The sequence below is a fragment of the Amycolatopsis sp. NPDC003676 genome, from assembly GCF_053587275.1.
This window is the reverse complement of the sequence record NZ_JBSFNS010000145.1, coordinates 1-17422: the sequence shown is the minus strand read 5'-3', so window position 1 is coordinate 17422 and position 17422 is coordinate 1. Positions and strand designations below refer to the sequence as shown.

19 protein-coding genes are annotated in these 17422 nt (G+C 69.1%); 6 read left to right on the top strand and 13 right to left on the bottom strand.

Annotated elements, in window-relative coordinates:
• Positions 1–83: 83 nt before the first annotated feature.
• The gene (gene aspS, locus ACWDNU_RS41010; protein ID WP_449672817.1) at positions 84–1328 is read right to left on the bottom strand and encodes an aspartate--tRNA(Asn) ligase; all 1245 of its coding nucleotides are present in this window, start codon (positions 1326–1328) and stop codon (positions 84–86) included.
• Positions 1329–1616: 288 nt separating this feature from the next.
• Positions 1617–2765: a xylose isomerase gene (xylA, locus tag ACWDNU_RS41005; protein WP_449672816.1), complete on the bottom strand. Its 1149-nt coding sequence runs from the start codon at positions 2763–2765 to the stop codon at positions 1617–1619.
• A 79-nt stretch (positions 2766–2844) separates the two neighbouring features.
• Here xylA and ACWDNU_RS41000 point away from each other — a divergent pair, with 79 nt between their 5' ends.
• Positions 2845–3978 (top strand): ROK family protein, encoded by a 1134-nt coding sequence (locus ACWDNU_RS41000; protein WP_449672815.1) that lies wholly within the window; start codon positions 2845–2847, stop codon positions 3976–3978.
• Here the strand turns inward: ACWDNU_RS41000 and ACWDNU_RS40995 are convergent.
• A complete protein-coding gene (locus ACWDNU_RS40995) occupies positions 3975–4697 on the bottom strand; it encodes a dienelactone hydrolase family protein (protein WP_370935553.1) in 723 nt (240 codons plus the stop codon). The genes ACWDNU_RS41000 and ACWDNU_RS40995 overlap by 4 nt on opposite strands.
• 134 nt (positions 4698–4831) lie before the next feature.
• On the opposite strand from ACWDNU_RS40995, the gene ACWDNU_RS40990 reads away from it, so the two are divergent.
• Positions 4832–6061 (top strand): alkaline phosphatase, encoded by a 1230-nt coding sequence (locus ACWDNU_RS40990; protein WP_449672814.1) that lies wholly within the window; start codon positions 4832–4834, stop codon positions 6059–6061.
• Here the strand turns inward: ACWDNU_RS40990 and ACWDNU_RS40985 are convergent.
• From ACWDNU_RS40985 to ACWDNU_RS40970, 4 genes are all read right to left on the bottom strand, one after another.
• On the bottom strand, positions 6056–6685 hold the full coding sequence (locus ACWDNU_RS40985; RefSeq protein ID WP_449672818.1) for a dihydrofolate reductase family protein: 630 nt from the start codon (positions 6683–6685) through the stop codon (positions 6056–6058). The genes ACWDNU_RS40990 and ACWDNU_RS40985 overlap by 6 nt on opposite strands.
• Positions 6685–7155 (bottom strand): SRPBCC domain-containing protein, encoded by a 471-nt coding sequence (locus tag ACWDNU_RS40980; protein ID WP_370935556.1) that lies wholly within the window; start codon positions 7153–7155, stop codon positions 6685–6687. Before ACWDNU_RS40980 ends, ACWDNU_RS40985 begins: the two co-directional genes overlap by 1 nt.
• Complete coding sequence (locus tag ACWDNU_RS40975; protein ID WP_370935557.1) at positions 7152–7487, bottom strand: ArsR/SmtB family transcription factor; 336 nt, start codon at positions 7485–7487, stop codon at positions 7152–7154. Before ACWDNU_RS40975 ends, ACWDNU_RS40980 begins: the two co-directional genes overlap by 4 nt.
• A 495-nt stretch (positions 7488–7982) precedes the next feature.
• The gene (locus ACWDNU_RS40970; RefSeq protein ID WP_449672813.1) at positions 7983–8609 is read right to left on the bottom strand and encodes a TetR/AcrR family transcriptional regulator; all 627 of its coding nucleotides are present in this window, start codon (positions 8607–8609) and stop codon (positions 7983–7985) included.
• 59 nt (positions 8610–8668) lie between these two features.
• Between ACWDNU_RS40970 and ACWDNU_RS40965 the strand changes: the two genes are divergently transcribed.
• Positions 8669–9268, top strand: coding sequence for a class I SAM-dependent methyltransferase (locus ACWDNU_RS40965; RefSeq protein ID WP_449672812.1), 600 nt, complete (start codon positions 8669–8671; stop codon positions 9266–9268).
• 45 nt (positions 9269–9313) lie between these two features.
• Positions 9314–10768 carry an amidohydrolase gene (locus ACWDNU_RS40960; RefSeq protein WP_449672811.1) on the top strand — a complete coding sequence of 485 codons (1455 nt, stop codon included), beginning with the start codon at positions 9314–9316 and terminating at the stop codon, positions 10766–10768.
• Position 10769: 1 nt separating this feature from the next.
• On the opposite strand, the gene ACWDNU_RS40955 is transcribed toward ACWDNU_RS40960, so the two are convergent.
• The gene (locus tag ACWDNU_RS40955; protein WP_449672810.1) at positions 10770–11534 is read right to left on the bottom strand and encodes an SDR family oxidoreductase; all 765 of its coding nucleotides are present in this window, start codon (positions 11532–11534) and stop codon (positions 10770–10772) included.
• 101 nt (positions 11535–11635) lie between these two features.
• On the opposite strand from ACWDNU_RS40955, the gene ACWDNU_RS40950 reads away from it, so the two are divergent.
• On the top strand, positions 11636–12475 hold the full coding sequence (locus tag ACWDNU_RS40950; protein WP_449672809.1) for a helix-turn-helix transcriptional regulator: 840 nt from the start codon (positions 11636–11638) through the stop codon (positions 12473–12475).
• Here the strand turns inward: ACWDNU_RS40950 and ACWDNU_RS40945 are convergent.
• A complete protein-coding gene (locus ACWDNU_RS40945) occupies positions 12472–12849 on the bottom strand; it encodes a winged helix-turn-helix transcriptional regulator (RefSeq protein ID WP_449672808.1) in 378 nt (125 codons plus the stop codon). The genes ACWDNU_RS40950 and ACWDNU_RS40945 overlap by 4 nt on opposite strands.
• Positions 12850–12938: 89 nt before the next feature.
• Between ACWDNU_RS40945 and ACWDNU_RS40940 the strand changes: the two genes are divergently transcribed.
• Positions 12939–13781, top strand: coding sequence for an NAD(P)H-binding protein (locus ACWDNU_RS40940; protein WP_449672807.1), 843 nt, complete (start codon positions 12939–12941; stop codon positions 13779–13781).
• Here ACWDNU_RS40940 and ACWDNU_RS40935 read toward each other — a convergent pair whose 3' ends face one another.
• The 4 genes from ACWDNU_RS40935 to ACWDNU_RS40920 form a co-directional block, all read right to left on the bottom strand.
• The gene (locus tag ACWDNU_RS40935) at positions 13782–14330 is read right to left on the bottom strand and encodes a phosphoribosyltransferase family protein (protein WP_370935565.1); all 549 of its coding nucleotides are present in this window, start codon (positions 14328–14330) and stop codon (positions 13782–13784) included.
• A gap of 40 nt (positions 14331–14370) precedes the next feature.
• Positions 14371–15240, bottom strand: coding sequence for an SAM-dependent methyltransferase (locus tag ACWDNU_RS40930; protein ID WP_449672806.1), 870 nt, complete (start codon positions 15238–15240; stop codon positions 14371–14373).
• A 30-nt stretch (positions 15241–15270) separates the two neighbouring features.
• Entirely contained in the window at positions 15271–16164 is an 894-nt protein-coding gene (locus ACWDNU_RS40925; protein ID WP_449672805.1) for a helix-turn-helix domain-containing protein, read from the bottom strand.
• Positions 16165–16304: 140 nt separating this feature from the next.
• Positions 16305–16610, bottom strand: coding sequence for a DUF397 domain-containing protein (locus ACWDNU_RS40920; protein ID WP_449672804.1), 306 nt, complete (start codon positions 16608–16610; stop codon positions 16305–16307).
• Positions 16611–17422 lie beyond the last annotated feature (812 nt).

Sequence of the window (17422 nt, the reverse complement as noted above, 5' to 3'; positions counted from 1 at the left end):
AGCCGGTCGAAGTGCCCGCGATCCGGGCCCGCCTCCGCGATTTGCTCGGCGGCGGGCTTTCTCAGGGTTCCCCTCACGGACGATCAAGGCCGCAGGCGGTGCAGGTCGCGGGGGAAAAGCGTCGCCCCGCGCACGTTGGCCACGCCCAGCACTCGCGCGACCCACCGTTCCAGGCCGATCGCGAACCCGCCGTGCGGCGGCATTCCGTACGCGAAGGCGTCGAGGTAGTCGGAGTACTGCTCAGCCGACTCGCCGAGTACGGCCAGGTAGTCCGCGTACCGGTGGAGCCGCTGGCCGCCGGTGACCAGTTCCAGACCGCGGAAGAGCAGGTCGAAACTGTTCGACTTAACCGGGTTCGCTGGGTCCGGGTGGGTGTAGAACGGCCGTTTCGCCATCGGGTAGCCGGTTACGAACAAGAATTCCGACCCGTGTTCTCGCTCAGCCCATTCGCACAGCCATCGTTCGTGCGCGGGCGCGAGGTCGGGTTCTCCACGCGGGTCCTCGCTGGTATGCCGGGCCAGGAGTTCTTGTGCCGCAGTGAAATCGATCGACGGGATCTCTTCCGGTACCACCGGTGCGTCCGGGCCGGCTGCGGCGGCCATTCCCGCTATGACGTCGCGCAGCACTGCCATCACGTCATGATGGTCGGTGATGAAGCCCAGTTCCGCGTCGAGACTCGTGTACTGGGCCAGATGCCTTGCGGTGTCGTGGGGTTCGGCCCGGAAAACCGGCCCGACCTCGTACACGCGCTCGAACACGCCGACCATGGCCTGTTTGAAGAACTGGGGCGACTGGGCGAGATAAGCCGGGCGTCCGAAGTAGTCCAGCTGGAACACATTCGCGCCGGATTCCGTCGCGGTGGCAACGATCTTCGGCGTGTGGATCTCAGTGAACCCTTGGTCGTCCAGCACTCGCCTGAACGCCGCGACGCTAGCTGCAGCCACTTCAAACCGCCTGCGCAGCAACGGATGCCGTAACGCGACCGCTGCATTATCCAGCACTACCGGCAAACCAGCGGTCACGTCGGGCCGGTAAAGGTCAAACGGCGGCCGTTTCTCCGGTGCGGACAACACCTCCACCGTGGGCTCGCGCAGCTCAACCCCTTGCGGCGCTTGCGGATTGGCGACCACCTCGCCAGTGAGCCGCACGACGGTCTCCTCGGCGACCTCGGGCGGCTCGGCGAAAACCGCCTGCGCGGTCCCGGACCGGTCGCGGACGACGAGAAATGCCACGGATTTCAGCACTCGCCGGCGGTGGACCCAACCGGCGATCGTTGCGGTGGAGCCCACGCGGTCACGCAGGCAGGCCACCGGGGTGCGGGTACTCATTCCTTCTCCTGAGCGCACTCGGCGACCCCTTGGGGGTGCGGGCGAGAAGGGACACTCGCGGTGCCACCGCACCTTCGCCGCCGGACGGCGGCCTCGTTCTGACCGGATGACGGCGGCCGGGCCGGCGGGGCATTTCCTCCCCGCACTCAGGAGTGTCTTCGCGCTGGGCCGCGACGCTGCCTTCTCACCGGCGGCAGCTCTCTGTCCCTCGCCGTGCCCCGCGCTACTCGTCTCCGTCAACGTGTTGCCCGCAACGGTAAAACACCGCCGCCATCCGCGTCGCCTGATTTATCGCACGCCGAGCAGGTGCTCCAGTGCGAGCTGGTTGAGCCGGGTGAAGTGGTAGCCGCGTCGACCGGCGGCCTCGACATCGAATTCGTCGGCGGCCAGGTCGTCGAGGGTCTCGCCGGGCGAGAGCGTCGGCGTGGCCAGCTCCGGCACCCGCGACGCGGCAAGAGCTTCGGCGACTTCCGGATCGGCTCGGAACGCGCGGGCTTTCTCGCGCAGGATCAGGTACGTGCGCATGTTCGCCGCCGCGGAAACCCAGACGTCTTCGGGATCCTCGGTGCGCAGCGGTTTGTAGTCGAAGTGCCGCGGACCGTCGTAGCCGCCGTGTTCCAGGAGGTCGACGAGGAAGAACGCGCTGGTGAGGTCGCCGTGGCCGAAGATCAGGTCCTGGTCGTACTTCGGGCCGTGCTGGCCGTTGAGGTCGATGTGGAACAGCTTGCCCTGCCACAGCGCCTGCGCGATGCCGTGCACGAAGTTCAGCCCGGCCATCTGCTCGTGGCCGACCTCCGGATTCAGCCCGAACAGCTCAGGCCGGTCCAGTTGCGAGATGAAGCCGAGCGCGTGGCCGATGGTCGGCAGGAGGATGTCGCCGCGCGGCTCGTTCGGCTTCGGCTCCAAGGCGAAGCGGATGTCGTAGCCCTGCGAGATCGCGTAGTCGGCGAGGACGTCGAGACCTTCCTTGTACCGAGCGAGCGCGGCGCGGACGTCTTTCGCCGCATCCGATTCCGCCCCCTCGCGGCCGCCCCACAGAACGTACGTCTGCGCGCCGAGTTCCGCGGCGAGGTCGAGATTGCGCCGGACTTTGGTGAGCGCGTACCGCCGGATGTCGCGGTCGTTGCTGGTCAGGCCGCCGTCCTTGAAGACCGGATGGCTGAACAGGTTCGTCGTCGCCATCGGCACGCGCAGGCCGGTTTCCGCCAGCGCCTTCTTGAACTTGCCGATCGCCGCGTCGCGGTCCGGCTCGGTGGCGAGGAGGTCGTCGTCGTGGAAGGTGACGCCGTACGCGCCGAGTTCGGCCAGCCGGTGCACGCTTTCGACCGGGTCGAGCGGCGGCCGGGTGGCGACGCCGAACGGGTCGGCCGCGGGCCAGCCGACGGTCCACAACCCGAATGAAAACTTGTCCTCCGGCGCGGGGGCGTAGTCGGCCATGCCCGTCCCTTCATTTAGTTCACGATGTAGACTAAATACTGCGCCGCGGCCGCCCCGGCCGTCAAGAGCGGAGGTTGCGATGGAGCCGGTTCGGCATGACGCGATGCGGGCGCGGAACCTCGAGCTGGTGCTCGGCGAGATCAGCCGCGGCGGCCCGCTGACCCGCGCCGCACTGGCGGAGCTGACCGGGCTGACGAAGTCGACAGTGTCCACTTTGGTCGGCTCGCTGCTCGACGCGGGCTTCCTGGCCGAGACCGCCGCGGTGCGCGCGGGGGAACGCGGCCGCCCCGGCGTCGAGGTGTCGCTGAGCGGCGGGCGGATCGCGTCGCTGGGACTTGAGGCCAATGTGGACTACCTCGCCGCGTGCGTCTTGGACCTGACTGGCGCGGTACGCAGGTCCGTCCGAATCGAGCGCGACAACCGTGCTGTGCCAGCGGAAACCGTGCTGGAGGCGGTGCGGGAACTGGCTTCCTCGGAGCTGGCGGAGGCGCGCGAGCTGGGCTTGACCGTCGCCGGGGCGGTGCTCGCGGTCTCCGGCCCGGTGCGGGACGGCCTGGTGCTGAGCGCGCCCAACCTGGGGTGGCGCAACGTTCCGGTCGAGCTGGAGCTGCCGGTCCCGGTTTCAGTGGACAACGAGGCCAACCTCGGTGCGCTGGGCGAGCTGTGGTTCGGTGCCGGGACGGCGGATTTCCTTTATGTATCCGGCGAAATCGGCATCGGCGCGGGACTGGTGGTGGACTCGCGGTTGCTCCGCGGCACCGGCGGGGAGCTGGGACACGTGCTGGTTTCCCCGTCCGGCCCGCCGTGTCGCTGCGGCGCGGTCGGCTGCCTGGAGACCTACGCCGGACAGGAAGCGATGCTGACCGCGGCCGGAGTATCCACAGTGGACGCTCTTTCCGCCGCGCTCCGCACGGACGACGACGCGGCACTCTCAGCGGTCAAAGCGGCGGGGGAGGCTTTGGGACTGGCGCTGGCGTCAGCGGTCAACCTGGTCGATGTGGACCGCGTGGTCCTCGGCGGGGTGTTCGGGCCGCTGTTTCCCTGGCTGGCCCCCGCCGCGGAAGCCGTATTGCGGGCACGGCTGACCGGCCTGCGCGGATCGGTGCCGGTGCTGAACCCGTCCGCCCTCGGCGATTCCGCCGCGACGCTGGGTGCGGCAGGCCGGACGATCCATCACGTCTTGGCTGATCCGGGACCGTTCCTCGTCCGCTAGCCCAGGTTTTCGGCGAGCAGAGTCACGACGTCGCGCCAGGCCCGCTCGGCGTGCCGCGCGTGGTAGCCGACGCCGGGGACGAGCCGCTGCTTCGGGCCGATCGGCGGATGGTGGAAGGCGTGCAGGGCTCCGCCGTAGACCGTCAGCTGCCAATCGACGCCCGCGGCCTGCATCTCGGCGGCGAACGCGTCCCGTTGCGCGGGCGCCATGATCGGGTCCTCCGAACCGACACCCGCCCACACTGGGCAGCGGATGTTCGCCGCCTCGCCCGGCCGTCCGGTGACCAGTCCGTTGACCGTGCCGATCGCGCGCAGATCGACGCCCGCGCGGCCGAGTTCCAGCACGATCGCGCCGCCGGTGCCGTAGCCGATCCCGGCGATCCGGCTCGGGTCGGTCCGCGGTTCGGCGAGCAGCACGTCGAGCGCCGCGTGGCCGATGTCGCGCATCCGGTCGGGGTCGTCGAGCAGCGGCAGGCAGCGGGCAAGCATCTCGTCGGGATCGGTGAACCAGCGGCCGCCGTGGATGTCGAAGGCCAGCGCCACGTAGCCCAGTTCGGCCAGCGCGTCGGCTCGGGCGCGCTGAAAGTCGTTGAGGCCAGTGCCTTCGGGCCCGATCAGGACCGCGGGCCGGCGGCCGGTGCCCGCGGGGAGCGCGAGGCGTCCGACCATGGTGAGGCCGTCGGCCTGGTACTCGACGGTGCGCGTCGTGACGGTCTCCATGCGAACCCACCGTAATGAGCGCGGGGTCCCGGCGGGGCGCTGTTCACCGTCGGCGGACACGTCCATTCAGGTGACCCCCTCGCGGTGGTCTCGGAAACATGTTAGGAAAGCTTCCTAACTAAAGGAGGATCCGGATGCGCAAGACGTTGGTGCTCACCGCGGCCGTGCTGGCGGTGGCCGGAGCGGTGCCCGCGGTCGCGATGGCGGGGGACAGTCCCGCCGCGGACTCCAGCGGCTGGCATCCGAAGGCGCGCAACATCGTCTACATCCAGGGCGACGGCATGGGCGCGGCGCAGCGGGAGTTCGTCCGGCTCGCGACGACCGGCCGGGCGGGCGACCTGGTGATGAACCGGCTCCCGGTCACCGGCATGGTGCACACCGACCCCGCCGACCCGGAAGAACTCGTCACCGACTCGGCCGCGGCGGCGACCGCGCTGGCCACCGGGCACAAGACCCGCAACGGCGCGGTCGGCCAGGACGCGCAGGGCCGCCGGCTGCTGACCGTCCTCGAACAGGCGAAACGCGCCGGCAAGTCGACCGGGCTGGTCACGACCGCCCAGGTCACCGGTGCGTCGCCGGCCGCGTTCGCGTCGCACGTGCCTTCCCGCGACCTGCAGAGCGACATCGCCAAGCAGTACATCACCGAAAGCCGCCCGGAAGTCCTCCTCGGCGGCGGCGAGGACTGGTGGCTGCCGAAGGGCGATCCGGGCGCGTGGCCGGACAAGCCGGGCGAGGAAAGCCGCAGCACGCACGGCAATCTCATCGAACAGGCGAAGCGCTCCGGCTACACCTATGTGCGGAATGCCAGCGAACTCGCCGCGACCCGCGCGCCGCGGCTGCTCGGACTGTTCGCGAACGAGGACATGGTCGACTACGGCCCGGACGGCAAGGGCGCGTACCAGCCGAAGGTCGCGCTGCCGGTGATGGCTAAGAAAGCGCTCGACACGCTTTCCACCAACCCGCGCGGGTTCTTCCTGTTCCTGGAGGAAGAAGGCATCGACGGAATGTCCCACGAAAACAACGCGCACGGCGTCCTCGACGCGGGCCGAGCACTCGACGCGGCCGTGGCGGAGGTGCTTCGCTTCACCCGTTCGCACCCGGACACTCTGGTGATCATCGGCGGCGACCACGAGACCGGCGGACTGGCCATTGAGGACACTGACGGTGCTCCCGAAGGCAACGAGGACGGCCCGTTTCCCGTTCCTGGCACCAAACTTTCGCTGACCGTCGACTGGACGACCGGCGACCACAGCGGCGTGCCGACCCCCGTCACCGCGACCGGCCCCGGCTCGGACCGGCTCGACGGAACACTGGACAACACCGACGTCTATCGCGCGATGGTTTCCGCCGCACACCTTTCATGAGGCCAGATTCGTGACCCCGTCGTAGTCGCCGAGAACGGCTTCTCCGGTGACGTCGTACTCCAGCAGCACCAACCCGCTGGGCGTGGCTTCGTGGCAGGCCAGCCGCAATCCGGTCGCCGATACCGGATGCGGGAACTGCGGACGTCCCGCGCCCAGCACCGTCGGCGCGATTACTAGCCGAACCTTGTCCACGACTCCCGCGGACAGCAAAGTGTTGCCGAGCCGGGCGCTGCCGTGAATCTGCAGCTCCCGGCCCGGCTGCTCTTTGAGTTTTTCTGCTGCAGCCACCGGATTGCCGCGCAGCACAGTGGTCGGCGCCCAGTCGCCGGTCTCGATCGTGTTCGACACGACGTACTTCGGCAGCGAATTCATCCGCTCGGCGAACGGATCGTCCGGATCGTCGACGGCAGGCCAGTCCCGGGCGAACAAGGTGTAAGTGCGGCGGCCGAACAACAGGCCGTCGGCGCGGTCCAGCCATTCGGAGGCGCGCTGGACGAAGGTCTGGTCGAGATGCGGGACGAACCAGCCGCCTCGGCCGAACCCGTCGCTCGTGTCCTCTGTGGACGATCCGGGCCCTTGGCTGACGCCGTCGAGCGTGACGAACGCCGTGATCGCTACGTGCATCATGACCCGCTTTCTGCTACTTGCGCGAGCTGAGCCGTGACTGTGCCCCATCCGTCCGCGAACCCGAGATCAGCGTGCCGTTCCCTGGCCGCCGGATCCCCGTGCCGAACGATGACGCGATAATCCGTGCCGTCCGGATGATCGCGAAGAACGACCTCCGCCGTCATCGCGACCGGCTGCGGCTTCGCGGGCCGCCAGCCGCTGTCGAGCGCGTTCGTGAACACGATCCGCTCGTAGTCCTCCACGACAAGAAAACACGCGTCGAGATGTGGGACGAAGACGTCGCCGTCCTCGCTCATCCGCGTGACGAACGCACCCCCAGCGCGCACGTCCAGTTCGTCGACGCGACACCGCAGCGGCGCGGGAATCCACCATTGCGCGAGGCTCGCCGGGTCCGTCCAGGCGTCCCAGACGCGCTTGCGGGGCGCGCGGATGACGCGGTCGAGGGAAAGATCGAGGTCGGGGTTCACGGCTGGTCCTCCTGGCTGGTGACGAACTGCTCGAGCCGGTCGGTGCGCCCGGCCCAGACGCGCCGCTGCTCGGCGAGCCAGTCCTCGACGAGCGCGAACCGCTCGCGATTGAGCTCGCACGTCCGGACGCGCCCGGATTTCACGGTGCGGATCAACCCGTGCGACTCGAGCATCCGCACGTGCTTCATGAAGGAGGGCAACGTCATCGGCGCCTCGCCGGCGAGATCCCCGACACTCGCCGGCCCCCGCCCGAGCCGCCGGACGACGGCCCGCCGAGTCGGATCGGCGAGGGCGGCGAAGACCCCGTCGAGCGTGGTCGAATACTGAGCCATGAGGCTAAGTATTACTAGGCGGGGATAGTTAGCGCAAGGGCTAAGTTTCTCGGTGCTCGACGGCTGTGGAGAGGCGGGGTGCGACGGCCGAGTCGTGCTCACTTGCTTTGTGGATCTGGGACGGGGTGCGAACGCGCTCCGGACACTCCATGGTCGTGCGGACCGAAATGCGCTCCCGGAGGCACATCCACTCGCCCGGTTGATCAATGCATGACACAGAACCCGCGGACCGTCCGAAACCCCGGCGGCTACACCGCTCCCGGCCGCACCAGGTGATCAAGTCAGCCGCAGTCGAACCAGCCCGCGCATCCGCGGCTCAGCGGAAAAGAAGCGGCAACCGAGGGAGTCGAACCCTGCGCGGCTTGTGAAGGCGGCGCTCCTGACCGGCCCTGACCCTTCGGCGGGCGACGGCTGCCATGCTTTCGGATACCCGTTCCAACGCCCGTTCCCACCTCGGAATTCCCGCTTCCCCGATCGGATGAACCCAGGGCCGGGTCAAGAGTCGGCGATCTCGCACAGCTGACCGCGCAGGGTCTCCTCCGCCCACCGCTCCCATTTGGCCGCCGCCCAGCCCCGTTCGCGCGTGAACAACAGGTACAGCTCGGGGCTGAGCACCCCGTACAGAACGTCCGCCGCGTGCCGTGCCGACACTCCCGGTCGGGCACCGGGTTTCGAGACCAATGACTTCGCGGCGGCGTGCTGCACGGTGTAGCGCGGGTCGCGGTCCGGCCAGAGGGTGGCGATTTCCGGATCGGTCGCGGCGGCGGCCGCGATGACCGGGACGATCGGGGCGACCCGCTCGAGAATGCGGCGGGTGCCGCGGATGTGGCGGCGCAGGTGGTCGTCGGCGGTCGGCGCGGCGAGTGCGGCGCGGAACCAGTCGCGGCCCATGGTTTCGACCGGTTCGGCGTCCCCGGCGATGGTGGTGTCGACGACTTCCTTGAACAGGGCGCGCTTGTTGCCGAAAACGAAGTAGACCGTCTGCACCGCCACCTCGGCCCGGCTCGCGACGTCCTGCAGGCTCGTGGCCCCGTATCCCTTCTCGGCGAACAGTTCGCCCGCGGCGGCGGTGATCTTCTCGCGGGTCCGGCGGGATCGTTCGGTCTGCTTGGCAGCGCTCACGAAGAAGAGTATAGCTCTAGAGTGAAACACTAGAGTTCAACTCTAAAAAGGAGCGCGCCATGACCGAGCAAGCACAGTCCGAGCAGGAGCTGGAAGAGGTCGTCCGGCTGGCACTCGAGGCCTACTACCGGGACGGACCGCCGTGGGACACCGGCATCACCCCGCCGGAGCTGGTCGAGACGGTGGCGGCGCTCCCGGCCGGACGAGCGCTCGAGCTGGGGTGCGGCACCGGCACCAACGCCGTCTACCTGGCCAGACACGGCTGGGAAGTGGTCGGCGTCGATCTGATCGAACGCGCGGTCCGGCAGGCCCGCGCGAAAGCCGACGAGGCAGGCGTGGCCGCGCAACTGCTGCACGGCGACGCCACCAAGCTGGACGAACTCGCGGTCGGCGACGGTTTCTCGCTCGTGTTCGATCTGAGCTGTTTCTGCGGCATCCCGCCGCATCGGCGCGACGCCTACGCGGCCGGCGTCACCCGCGCGGCGGCGCCCGGAGCTCGGTTGCTGATGTTCGGCTACGGCATGGAAGCGTTCAACGACGGAATCTTCGGCGTCACCGCGGACGAACTGCGCTCCCGATTCCCCGCCTGGGACCTCGTCGACAGCACGCCCGGCACCAACCCGTTCCCGACGTTCTGGTTCACCCTGCTGCGCCGTTGAGAAACCCCTTCACCCGGCCCGGTCCGGGCTGGCAGGCTGGGGTGCATGGACGATCTTCTCCTCCGCCGGGTCCGGGTCGGGTTGCAGGGGCCGCTCGCCGACGTCCGCGTGCGCGACGGCGTCGTGTCGGCCGTCGAGGAGCCGGGCGCTGGGGCCGGGTTCGCCGCCCGCGTGCTCGACGGACACGGCGGCACGCTTCTGCCCGGGCTGGTCGACGCGCACGCGCATCTGGTCCAGTGGGCGGGTTTCCGCAGGCGCATCCCGCTGGACACAGCACAGTCCGCCGTCGGTGCGGTCGAGCTGCTGATGGAGAAGCTGCTTGACGCTCCGGCGCAGGAACTCGTCGTCGGAGTCGGGTTTCGGGACGGGCTTTGGCCGGATAAGCCGCATAAGGATCTGCTGCAGCGCGCGCTCCCCGGCCGCGCGGTGGCGTTGTTCAGCGCGGACCTGCATACGCTCTGGCTCAGTCCGGCGGCGTTGAAGCTGATCGGGCGAGAGCATCCGACCGGCGTCCTGCTGGAGAACGACTGCATGAGCGCCACGGCCGCGCTGCCGTCCGCCCCCGTCGAGGTTCAGGACGGCTGGGTCGCGGACGCGCTGACGGCCGCGGCCAAGCGAGGCGTGACGTCGGTGGTCGACTACGAATACGCGGACACGGTCGCGGATTGGACTCGCCGGGCCGCCTCCGCAAAACCGGCGACAAGGGTTTCCTGTGTCATCGCGCGGTATCTGCTGGACGAGACCATCCAAAGAGGACACCGCACCGGCGACATTCTCGAAGCAGGCGAAGGGTTGCTCACCGTCGGCCCGTTCAAGCTGTTCGTCGACGGCTCGCTCAACACCCGCACGGCTTACTGCCACGAGGCGTACCCGGGATCCGGCGAGAAGGGGTTGCTGGAACTGCCGCCGGAGGAGCTGGTGCCGTTGCTGCGCCGCGCACACGAGCACGGCCTGACCCCGGCGGTGCACGCGATCGGCGACCATGCCAACACCATCGCGCTGGACGCGTTCGCCGAGGTCGGCTGTCCGGGCCGGATCGAGCACGCACAGCTGTTGCGGCCCGAGGACGTGCCGAGGTTCGCCGCGCTCGGGCTGGTCGCGAGTGTGCAGCCCGCGCACCAGCCCGACGACCGTGACGTCGCCGACCGGCATTGGCACGGCCGCACCGATCGCGCGTACGCCTATCGTGCCTTGCTGGAGTCCGGGGCCCGGCTGGAACTCGGCTCGGACGCCCCGGTCGCGCCGCTGGATCCGTGGGACGGGATCGCCGCCGCGGTCGGGCGGACGGACGACGAGCGGGAACCGTGGCATCCGGAGCAGGCCATTCCGCTGGCGGACGCGTTGGCGGCGTCCTCGGGCGGCCGCCGTGGCGTCCAGGTCGGCGAGGTGGCCGATCTGGTGCTGACGGCGGCTGACCCGAGTGGACTGTCTACAAAGGAACTGCGGGACATGCCGGTCTCGGCGACGATCGTGGCGGGAAGACCGACGTACCTGGCGTAGCTCACTTCCCGTGCGGGTCCGCGGCGTTGAGCATCGCCACGACCTGGTGGTAGTCGCCGCGGGCCTCGCCGTGCCGGAGGAACTTGACGTTCTCGACCTGGATCTCGGTGGCGTCCGGCTGCGTTTCGAGCAGCTCCAGGACCTCGGCGACGAACGTGTCCAGCGGCATCGCGAACTCGCTTTCCTCCTGCCCGGGCAGAAGCGCGGTGCGCACGGCCGGCGGCTCCAGCTCGACGACCTTCACCGAGGTGTCGGCGAGCTGCAGTCGCAGCGATTCGCTGAGCATGTGGATCGCGGCCTTGGACGCGTTGTAGCTCGGCGTGGCCTTCAACGGCGCGAAGGCGAGGCCGGACGAAACGGTGAGAATGGTGGCGTCCGGACGGGTCTGCAGGTGCTCGACGAACGCGGCGATGAGCCGGATCGGGCCGAGGACGTTGGTGGTCACGGTCGCTTCCGCGCTGTCCAAAAAGGACTCTGGCCGGTGCCAGTCCTCGACGCGCATGATGCCCGCCATCGGCACGAGCACGTTGAGGTCCGGATGCTTCGCGAGCACCTCCTTGGCCGCGGCCTCGATGCTCGCCGGGTCGGTGGTGTCGATCTGCACGGTGTCGAGACCGGGGTTGTCGGCAGCGATCCGCGCGAGCAGCTCGGCACGCCGGCCGCCGACGATGACAGTGTTGCCCTTCGCCTGCAGCTCACGGGCGAGAGCGAGACCGATGCCGCTGGTCGAGCCGGGGATGAAGACGGTGTTTCCGGTGATGTTCATGCCACTGAGTTTCGGCGGCTCGGAGCAGCGGCGGCAGAGACCGCATATCGGGGGATCGGCGATCCCTGGCTGGCGCGCCCGGCCGAGCCGATACTGGACACATGGATCGAGCTGAGCTGGCGGTTTTCCTCCGGAGCCGCCGCGAGGGTTTGCGGCCCGAGGACGTCGGGCTGCCCACGGGCGCGCGGCGGCGGACGACCGGGTTGCGGCGCGAGGAGGTCGCGACGCTGGCGGCGATGTCCACCGACTACTACACGCGCCTGGAGCAGCAACGCGGACCGCAGCCGAGCGAGCAGATGCTGGCCGCGCTGGCCAGGGCCCTGCGGCTGACCGACGACGAGCGCGATTACCTGTTCCACCTCGCGGGCCGCAACGCACCGTCACCGATCGTCGCGGCGACGCACGTCGCGCCAGCGCTGATGCGGGTGCTCGACCGGCTGTCGGACACTCCCGCGCTCATCCTGTCGAACCTCGGCGAGGTGCTGGTGCAAAACCGGTTCGCGGACGCGCTGTACGGCGACCGATCGCAGTACACCGGGCTGGCGCGCAGCGAGATCTACCGCTGGTTCACCAACCCGGACGAACGGCTGGTCTATCCCGAGCACGACCGGGACCGGCAGAGCCGCGCTCTGGTGGCGAACCTGCGAGTGGTGCACGGGTCGATGGGCCCGCGCTCGCGCGCGGGCGAGCTGGTGCGCGCGTTGACGCGGGAGAGCAGCGAGTTCGCGCGGTTGTGGGACGAACATCAAGTGGCCAAACGGTTTGAGGACCACAAGGTGCTCGTGCATCCGCAGCTGGGGGAGATCGAGGTGGACTGCCAGGTGCTGTTCACCGAGGACCAGTCGCAGGCGCTGCTGGTGCTGACCGCGCCGCCGCGCAGCGAGGCGTTCGAGAAGATCCAGCTGCTGGGCGTGCTGGGGAACGAACAGTTCGCGGGCTAGCGCGGCAGGGGCCCGGTGTAGGAGTCGCGGGCCTTCTCGACGGCTGGCAGATGTTCGTCCGTCCAGTTCGCGAGCGCGGCGAACACCGGGGACAGGCTCCGGCCGAGTTCAGTGATCTCGTACTCGACGCGCGGCGGCACCTCGGCGTAGTAATGCCGCTGCACCAACCCGTCCCGCTCGAGCTGGCGGAGCCGTTGCGTGAGGACCTTCCCGGTGGCGCCGAGCCGTCGTTCCAATTCGACGAAACGCACCGGACCGGACTGGCTGAGCGTCCACAGGATCGGGGTCGTCCACCGGCTGAACAGCAGGTCGACGGCCGGGCTGATCCGGCACGCGGCGAGCGGATCGGCCCCGGTGCGCTCGGTGGTGGTCATGCGGCTCCAATACTTTCCCTGGGGAACCTACTGTACGGCGGCTTTTAGCCTCGCTGTGTCGCTTTCGACCCCTAGCCGAGGAGCAAGTCTTGATCGTCGTCACTGGTGCCACGGGCAACGTCGGCCGCCTGCTTGTCGAATCCCTGACCGAATCCGGCCACGCCGTGACCGCCGTTTCCCGTGGGCTGACCACTCCGCAGCCGTCGCTGCCCGGCGTCACCCCGATGGTCGCGGATCTGGCTGACGCGGACAGCCTGATCCCCGCGCTGAAGGGCGCGGACGCACTGTTCCTGCTGGTCTCCGGCGCGGGAGCGCACGTCGACGGGGAAGCCGTTCTGCAGACTGCCGTCGATGCCGGAATCAAGCGAGTCGTCCTGCAGTCGTCGCAGGCCGCCGGTACTCGGCCCGATGCGGTTTCGCACGCGCCGCTGGCCGCGTTGGAGGAGACGGTCCGGTCGTCCGGTCTGGAGTGGACAGTCCTTCGCCCCGGCGGATTCACGACCAACACCTTCGCGTGGATCCCGTCGATTCGGGCGCAGCGCACGGTTTTCTCGCCGTTCGGCGACGTCGCGCTCCCTGCCGTCGACCCGCTCGACATCGCTGAAGTCGCCGCGGCGGCGCTGACTGGGGATGGCCATGCCGGACAGGCGTATGTCCTCACCGGACCGGAAGCGACGAGCCCTCGGCAGCGTGCGGAGATCCTCGGCGCTGCCCTCGGCGAGCCGCTGGAATTCGTCGAACTCGGCCGTGCGCAGGCACGGGAACAGATGCTGCAGCTGATGCCGGAACCGGTCGCCGACGGCACGCTCGACATCCTCGGCGAGCCCCTGCCGGAGGAGGCTCGCATCCGCCCCGATGTCGAGACTGTCCTGGGCCGTCCGGCGACCTCGTTCGCTTCGTGGGCCAGCCGTAACGCCGACGCGTTCCGGTGATCAGAAGTCGCGGGAGTGGAGGAGGGATCGCACGCCGAGCTGCCGACGGGGTTCGTGCCGGCGGAGCCCGTCGACGATCACGGCGACCCCGATCCACGTCGCCCCGGCGTCGGCGACCAGGGCTTGCGCGGCGAAGGCCTGTCCGCCGGTGTCGATCCAGTCGTCCACCAGCAGCGCGCGGTCGCCCGCCCGCAGCAGACGGCGGCTGAAGCCGAGCCGGAGGTGGCGGTCCTGGTAATCCGGCGGCGAGGTGCGCTGGAGCCACCGGTCGGAATCGCAGGCCGGGTACCGGTTTTTGCGCACCTCGACGAAGCCCGCGCCGAGTTCCACCGCGACCAGCGGCCCGAGCAGCGACCCGCGGGATTCGGGGCCCAGCACGACATTCGGCCGTTCGTCGGCGAACAACCCGGCGAGTGCCGGGCCCAGTTCCCGCAGCAGTTCGGGCGCACGCCACCATCCCGTCGGGTCGGGGAAACGGTGGCGGTCCGTCCGGTCCCCGAGCACGACGGTGGCTTCGCGGATCCGGTCCGCCACGGTGCTCGTACGCATGCGTCGATGGTCGCAGCGGCGGCTGCCCGAAGCGAGCGATTTACGGCTTCCGCGCGGCTCCGGCCAGGATCACCGAATGCGCCGGCGTCAGGAACTCCACCTGCGGCGCGCCTTCGCCGGATTCCTCCGGATGCCACGACGGCGTCCAGGTGAGCCCTGGTTCCAGCATCTCGAACGGACCGAACAGCGCCTGGATCTCTTCGCGCGACCGCCAGATCACCGGGCTGCTCGACCGGTCGTACAGCTGCTTCAGCTCGACCAGCCCGGCGTCCACATCGGACGGAACACCCTGGTCGGTGATGTGCGAGATGGCGAGAAACGAGCCAGGGGCGAGGAGTTCGCGGTACTGCGCGACGAGCGACGGCCCGAGGTCCTCGGTGCTGCCGCTGTCCTCGGCGGGCGGCTGCTGGACGTGCAGCACCGCGATCAGCAGCAGCGCGAGCGGCTTCTCGACGTCGATCACGCCGGTGGCGGCGATCTGCTCCCACAGCCGCGTCGGATCGCGCATGTCGGCGTGGATCACCGCGTGCCGGTCGAGGTCGCCCGCCTCGCGCAGCAGGGTTTCCGAATGCGCGACGGCGACCGGTTCGTAGTCGACGTAGCAGACGCGGCTCTCGCCCGGCGCGAGTTCGTCGGCGACCTGGTGCGCGTGGCCCATGGTCGGCACGCCGGAGCCGATGTCGACGAACTGGCGGACGCCCTTCTTCACCAGGTGCCGCACGAGCCGGTGCAGGAACAGCCGGTTGGCCTTCGCGATCGGGCGGATCAGCGGGAACTCGCGGATCACCTCGTCGGCGAAGTCCCGGTCGATCGTCCAGTTCGTGGTGCCGCCGAGGTAGTAGTCGTACACCCGCGCGACGCTGGGGTGATCGAGATCGACCCCGGGAGGCGGGAAGGGTTCGTCGGCCACCGGTGGCTGTTCCTTTCTTTCGGGCTTCGGTCAGCGGGCGGGCGGCGCGCAGCGGCTCGCCCATTCCTTCAGGTACTGCAGGGATTCCTCGCGCGACAGAGTGGCGGCGAGCTGGGCTTCCCACGACTCCTCGTAGGAAGCGAACTCGTCCTGGCCCTGCGGCACGGTGATCAGCTTGACCTTGCTTTCCTGGTAAGCGAAATCGGGAAGGTCGGGGTGGCCGAAGCGGAGGATGGTGAAGTCCTCGTCCGGATAGGCGGCCGCGTCGCGCGGGAGGATCCGGACCTCGGCGAAGGGATGCGTTTCGACGATCCGGATCATGTGCTCGAGCTGATCGGTGGCGATGCTGGCCTTGGTGCCGTAGACGAGCTTCTCGATGCAGCTGTACTCCATCATGAAGACCGCCTGCGGACCGGGGCAGGCGTCGAAAAGCCGTTGCCGCGCCTTGCGTTCGGCGACCCGGTCGGTGACCCGTTCCTGGCGGCTCGCCTGGAACTGCGCGAGCATGTAATACTCCGATTGGAGCAGCCCCGGGATGCGGTTCCCGGTCCAGCTGAGGATTTCCGCCGCGGCCTGTTCCCGTTCCAGGATCTCGCGGAACCACTGCGGCGTGATCATCCGGCGCTCGGCCCGGCGCGCGGAAGGATCGTTGGCCTCGTTGAGTTCCCGCAGCTGGTCGGCCTCGGCGGGCGGGATGCCGAGGACCTCGATGATCCGTTCGAGATCGTCGGGCCGGGTGCCCGCCTTGCCGCATTCGATCTTCTGGATCTTGGGCTGTTTGCAGCCGATCCCGTCGGCGAGATCGACCTGGGTCAGCCCGCGTTCGGTGCGCCACTTGAGGATCCGGGAGCCCAGCCGGGAACGCTGAGTCCGGAGAGAGGGCGGCGGTTGCCGGATCGGCGAGGTCACCAGGGGCTCCGTCATTTCGTCCAGCGGCCGATGTGAGAACCCTCCGATGATAATGCGCCGACCCGGCGGACAATACTCCGGGTCGGCGCCTTTTTCGCAAGGTGCACTGCGGCCGGACGGCGGTTTCGGCGGGGCGGGATTGTCGTCGTGCCAGGTCAGCCGTCGAATTCCCCGCGCCGCACGGCGGCGACGAACGCGTCCCACTCGCCCCGGTCGAAGACCAGCACGGGGGAGCTGTCGATCTTGCTGTCCCGCACCCCGACGAGCCCGTGGGCGGCCAGGTTGACCTCGACGCAATTGCCGGAATTCGGCCCGCAAGCAGCGGGTTTCCGCCAGGCGTGGTCGGGGAAGCGCGCCCCCGGACCGGCCGCCGGGAGGCGATGCGCCTGGGCCGGGTTCGCGTGCTGAGGCCCGTGCGGGCCGGGCAGGCCGGGCAGGTCGTGCGGGTCGAAGGTGTCCACTGCAACCCCTCGTTTTCCTGTTTTCGGGTCGGGTAATGGAATATTCCGCGATACACGGAATGTGTTCGGAATATTCCTGAGGGTAGTGGGCCGGTGGAGCGATCGCGCCGTGCTTCGGGGAATTCACCTGAATGGACACTTCTCGTGCATTGGGGGGTGCTTTCGCACGTGCAATACGGAATTGTTGGTGCGGATTTCGTTGTTGATTTGGGGTGGGGTTGCTTTTTTCGTGGCGTTTTGGGGGTCGGGGGTGGTGTGGGGTGTCTGCAGTTGATAACACCTGTTGAGCGGTTGATTAGCTGAGCTGTTTGGTGCCGTTTCGGTTGTGTCGCTTGCGATGCGGACTTCTCGTGCGAGGTGCGGTCGGCGCTCCGAGGCGGAGCGGGTCAGGCTGAGCAGGCGGACCACGCGGCGGATCCAGGTGGCCGGACGGAGCTGAACTTTGCCGAGTGGCTCAGCAGCACTGGGCGTACTAGGCAGCGCCTAGTCGGAAACCACGAGCGGCCGGGCGGAGCCGGAGCCGAGCAGGGCAGGGCAGGGCAGGGCAGGGCAGGTCGAGTTGAGCCGAGCGGCCGGGCTGAGTCACGCGGGGCAGGCCGAGCCGAGCGTGCGGGTCCGGGCGAACTGGGCGGAGCTGCCAGGCCGAGTGCGCGAGGCTGGTTCAGCCAAGCCTCGAGAGCTTCAACCGTGCGTTGCGGATCTGGGTGTCAGGGCAACGCTCTCCCGAGCCGAGCCGAGCCGAGCCGAGCCGAGCCGAGCCGAGCCGAGCCGAGCCGAGCCGAGCCGAGCCGAGCCGAGCCGAGCCGAGCCGA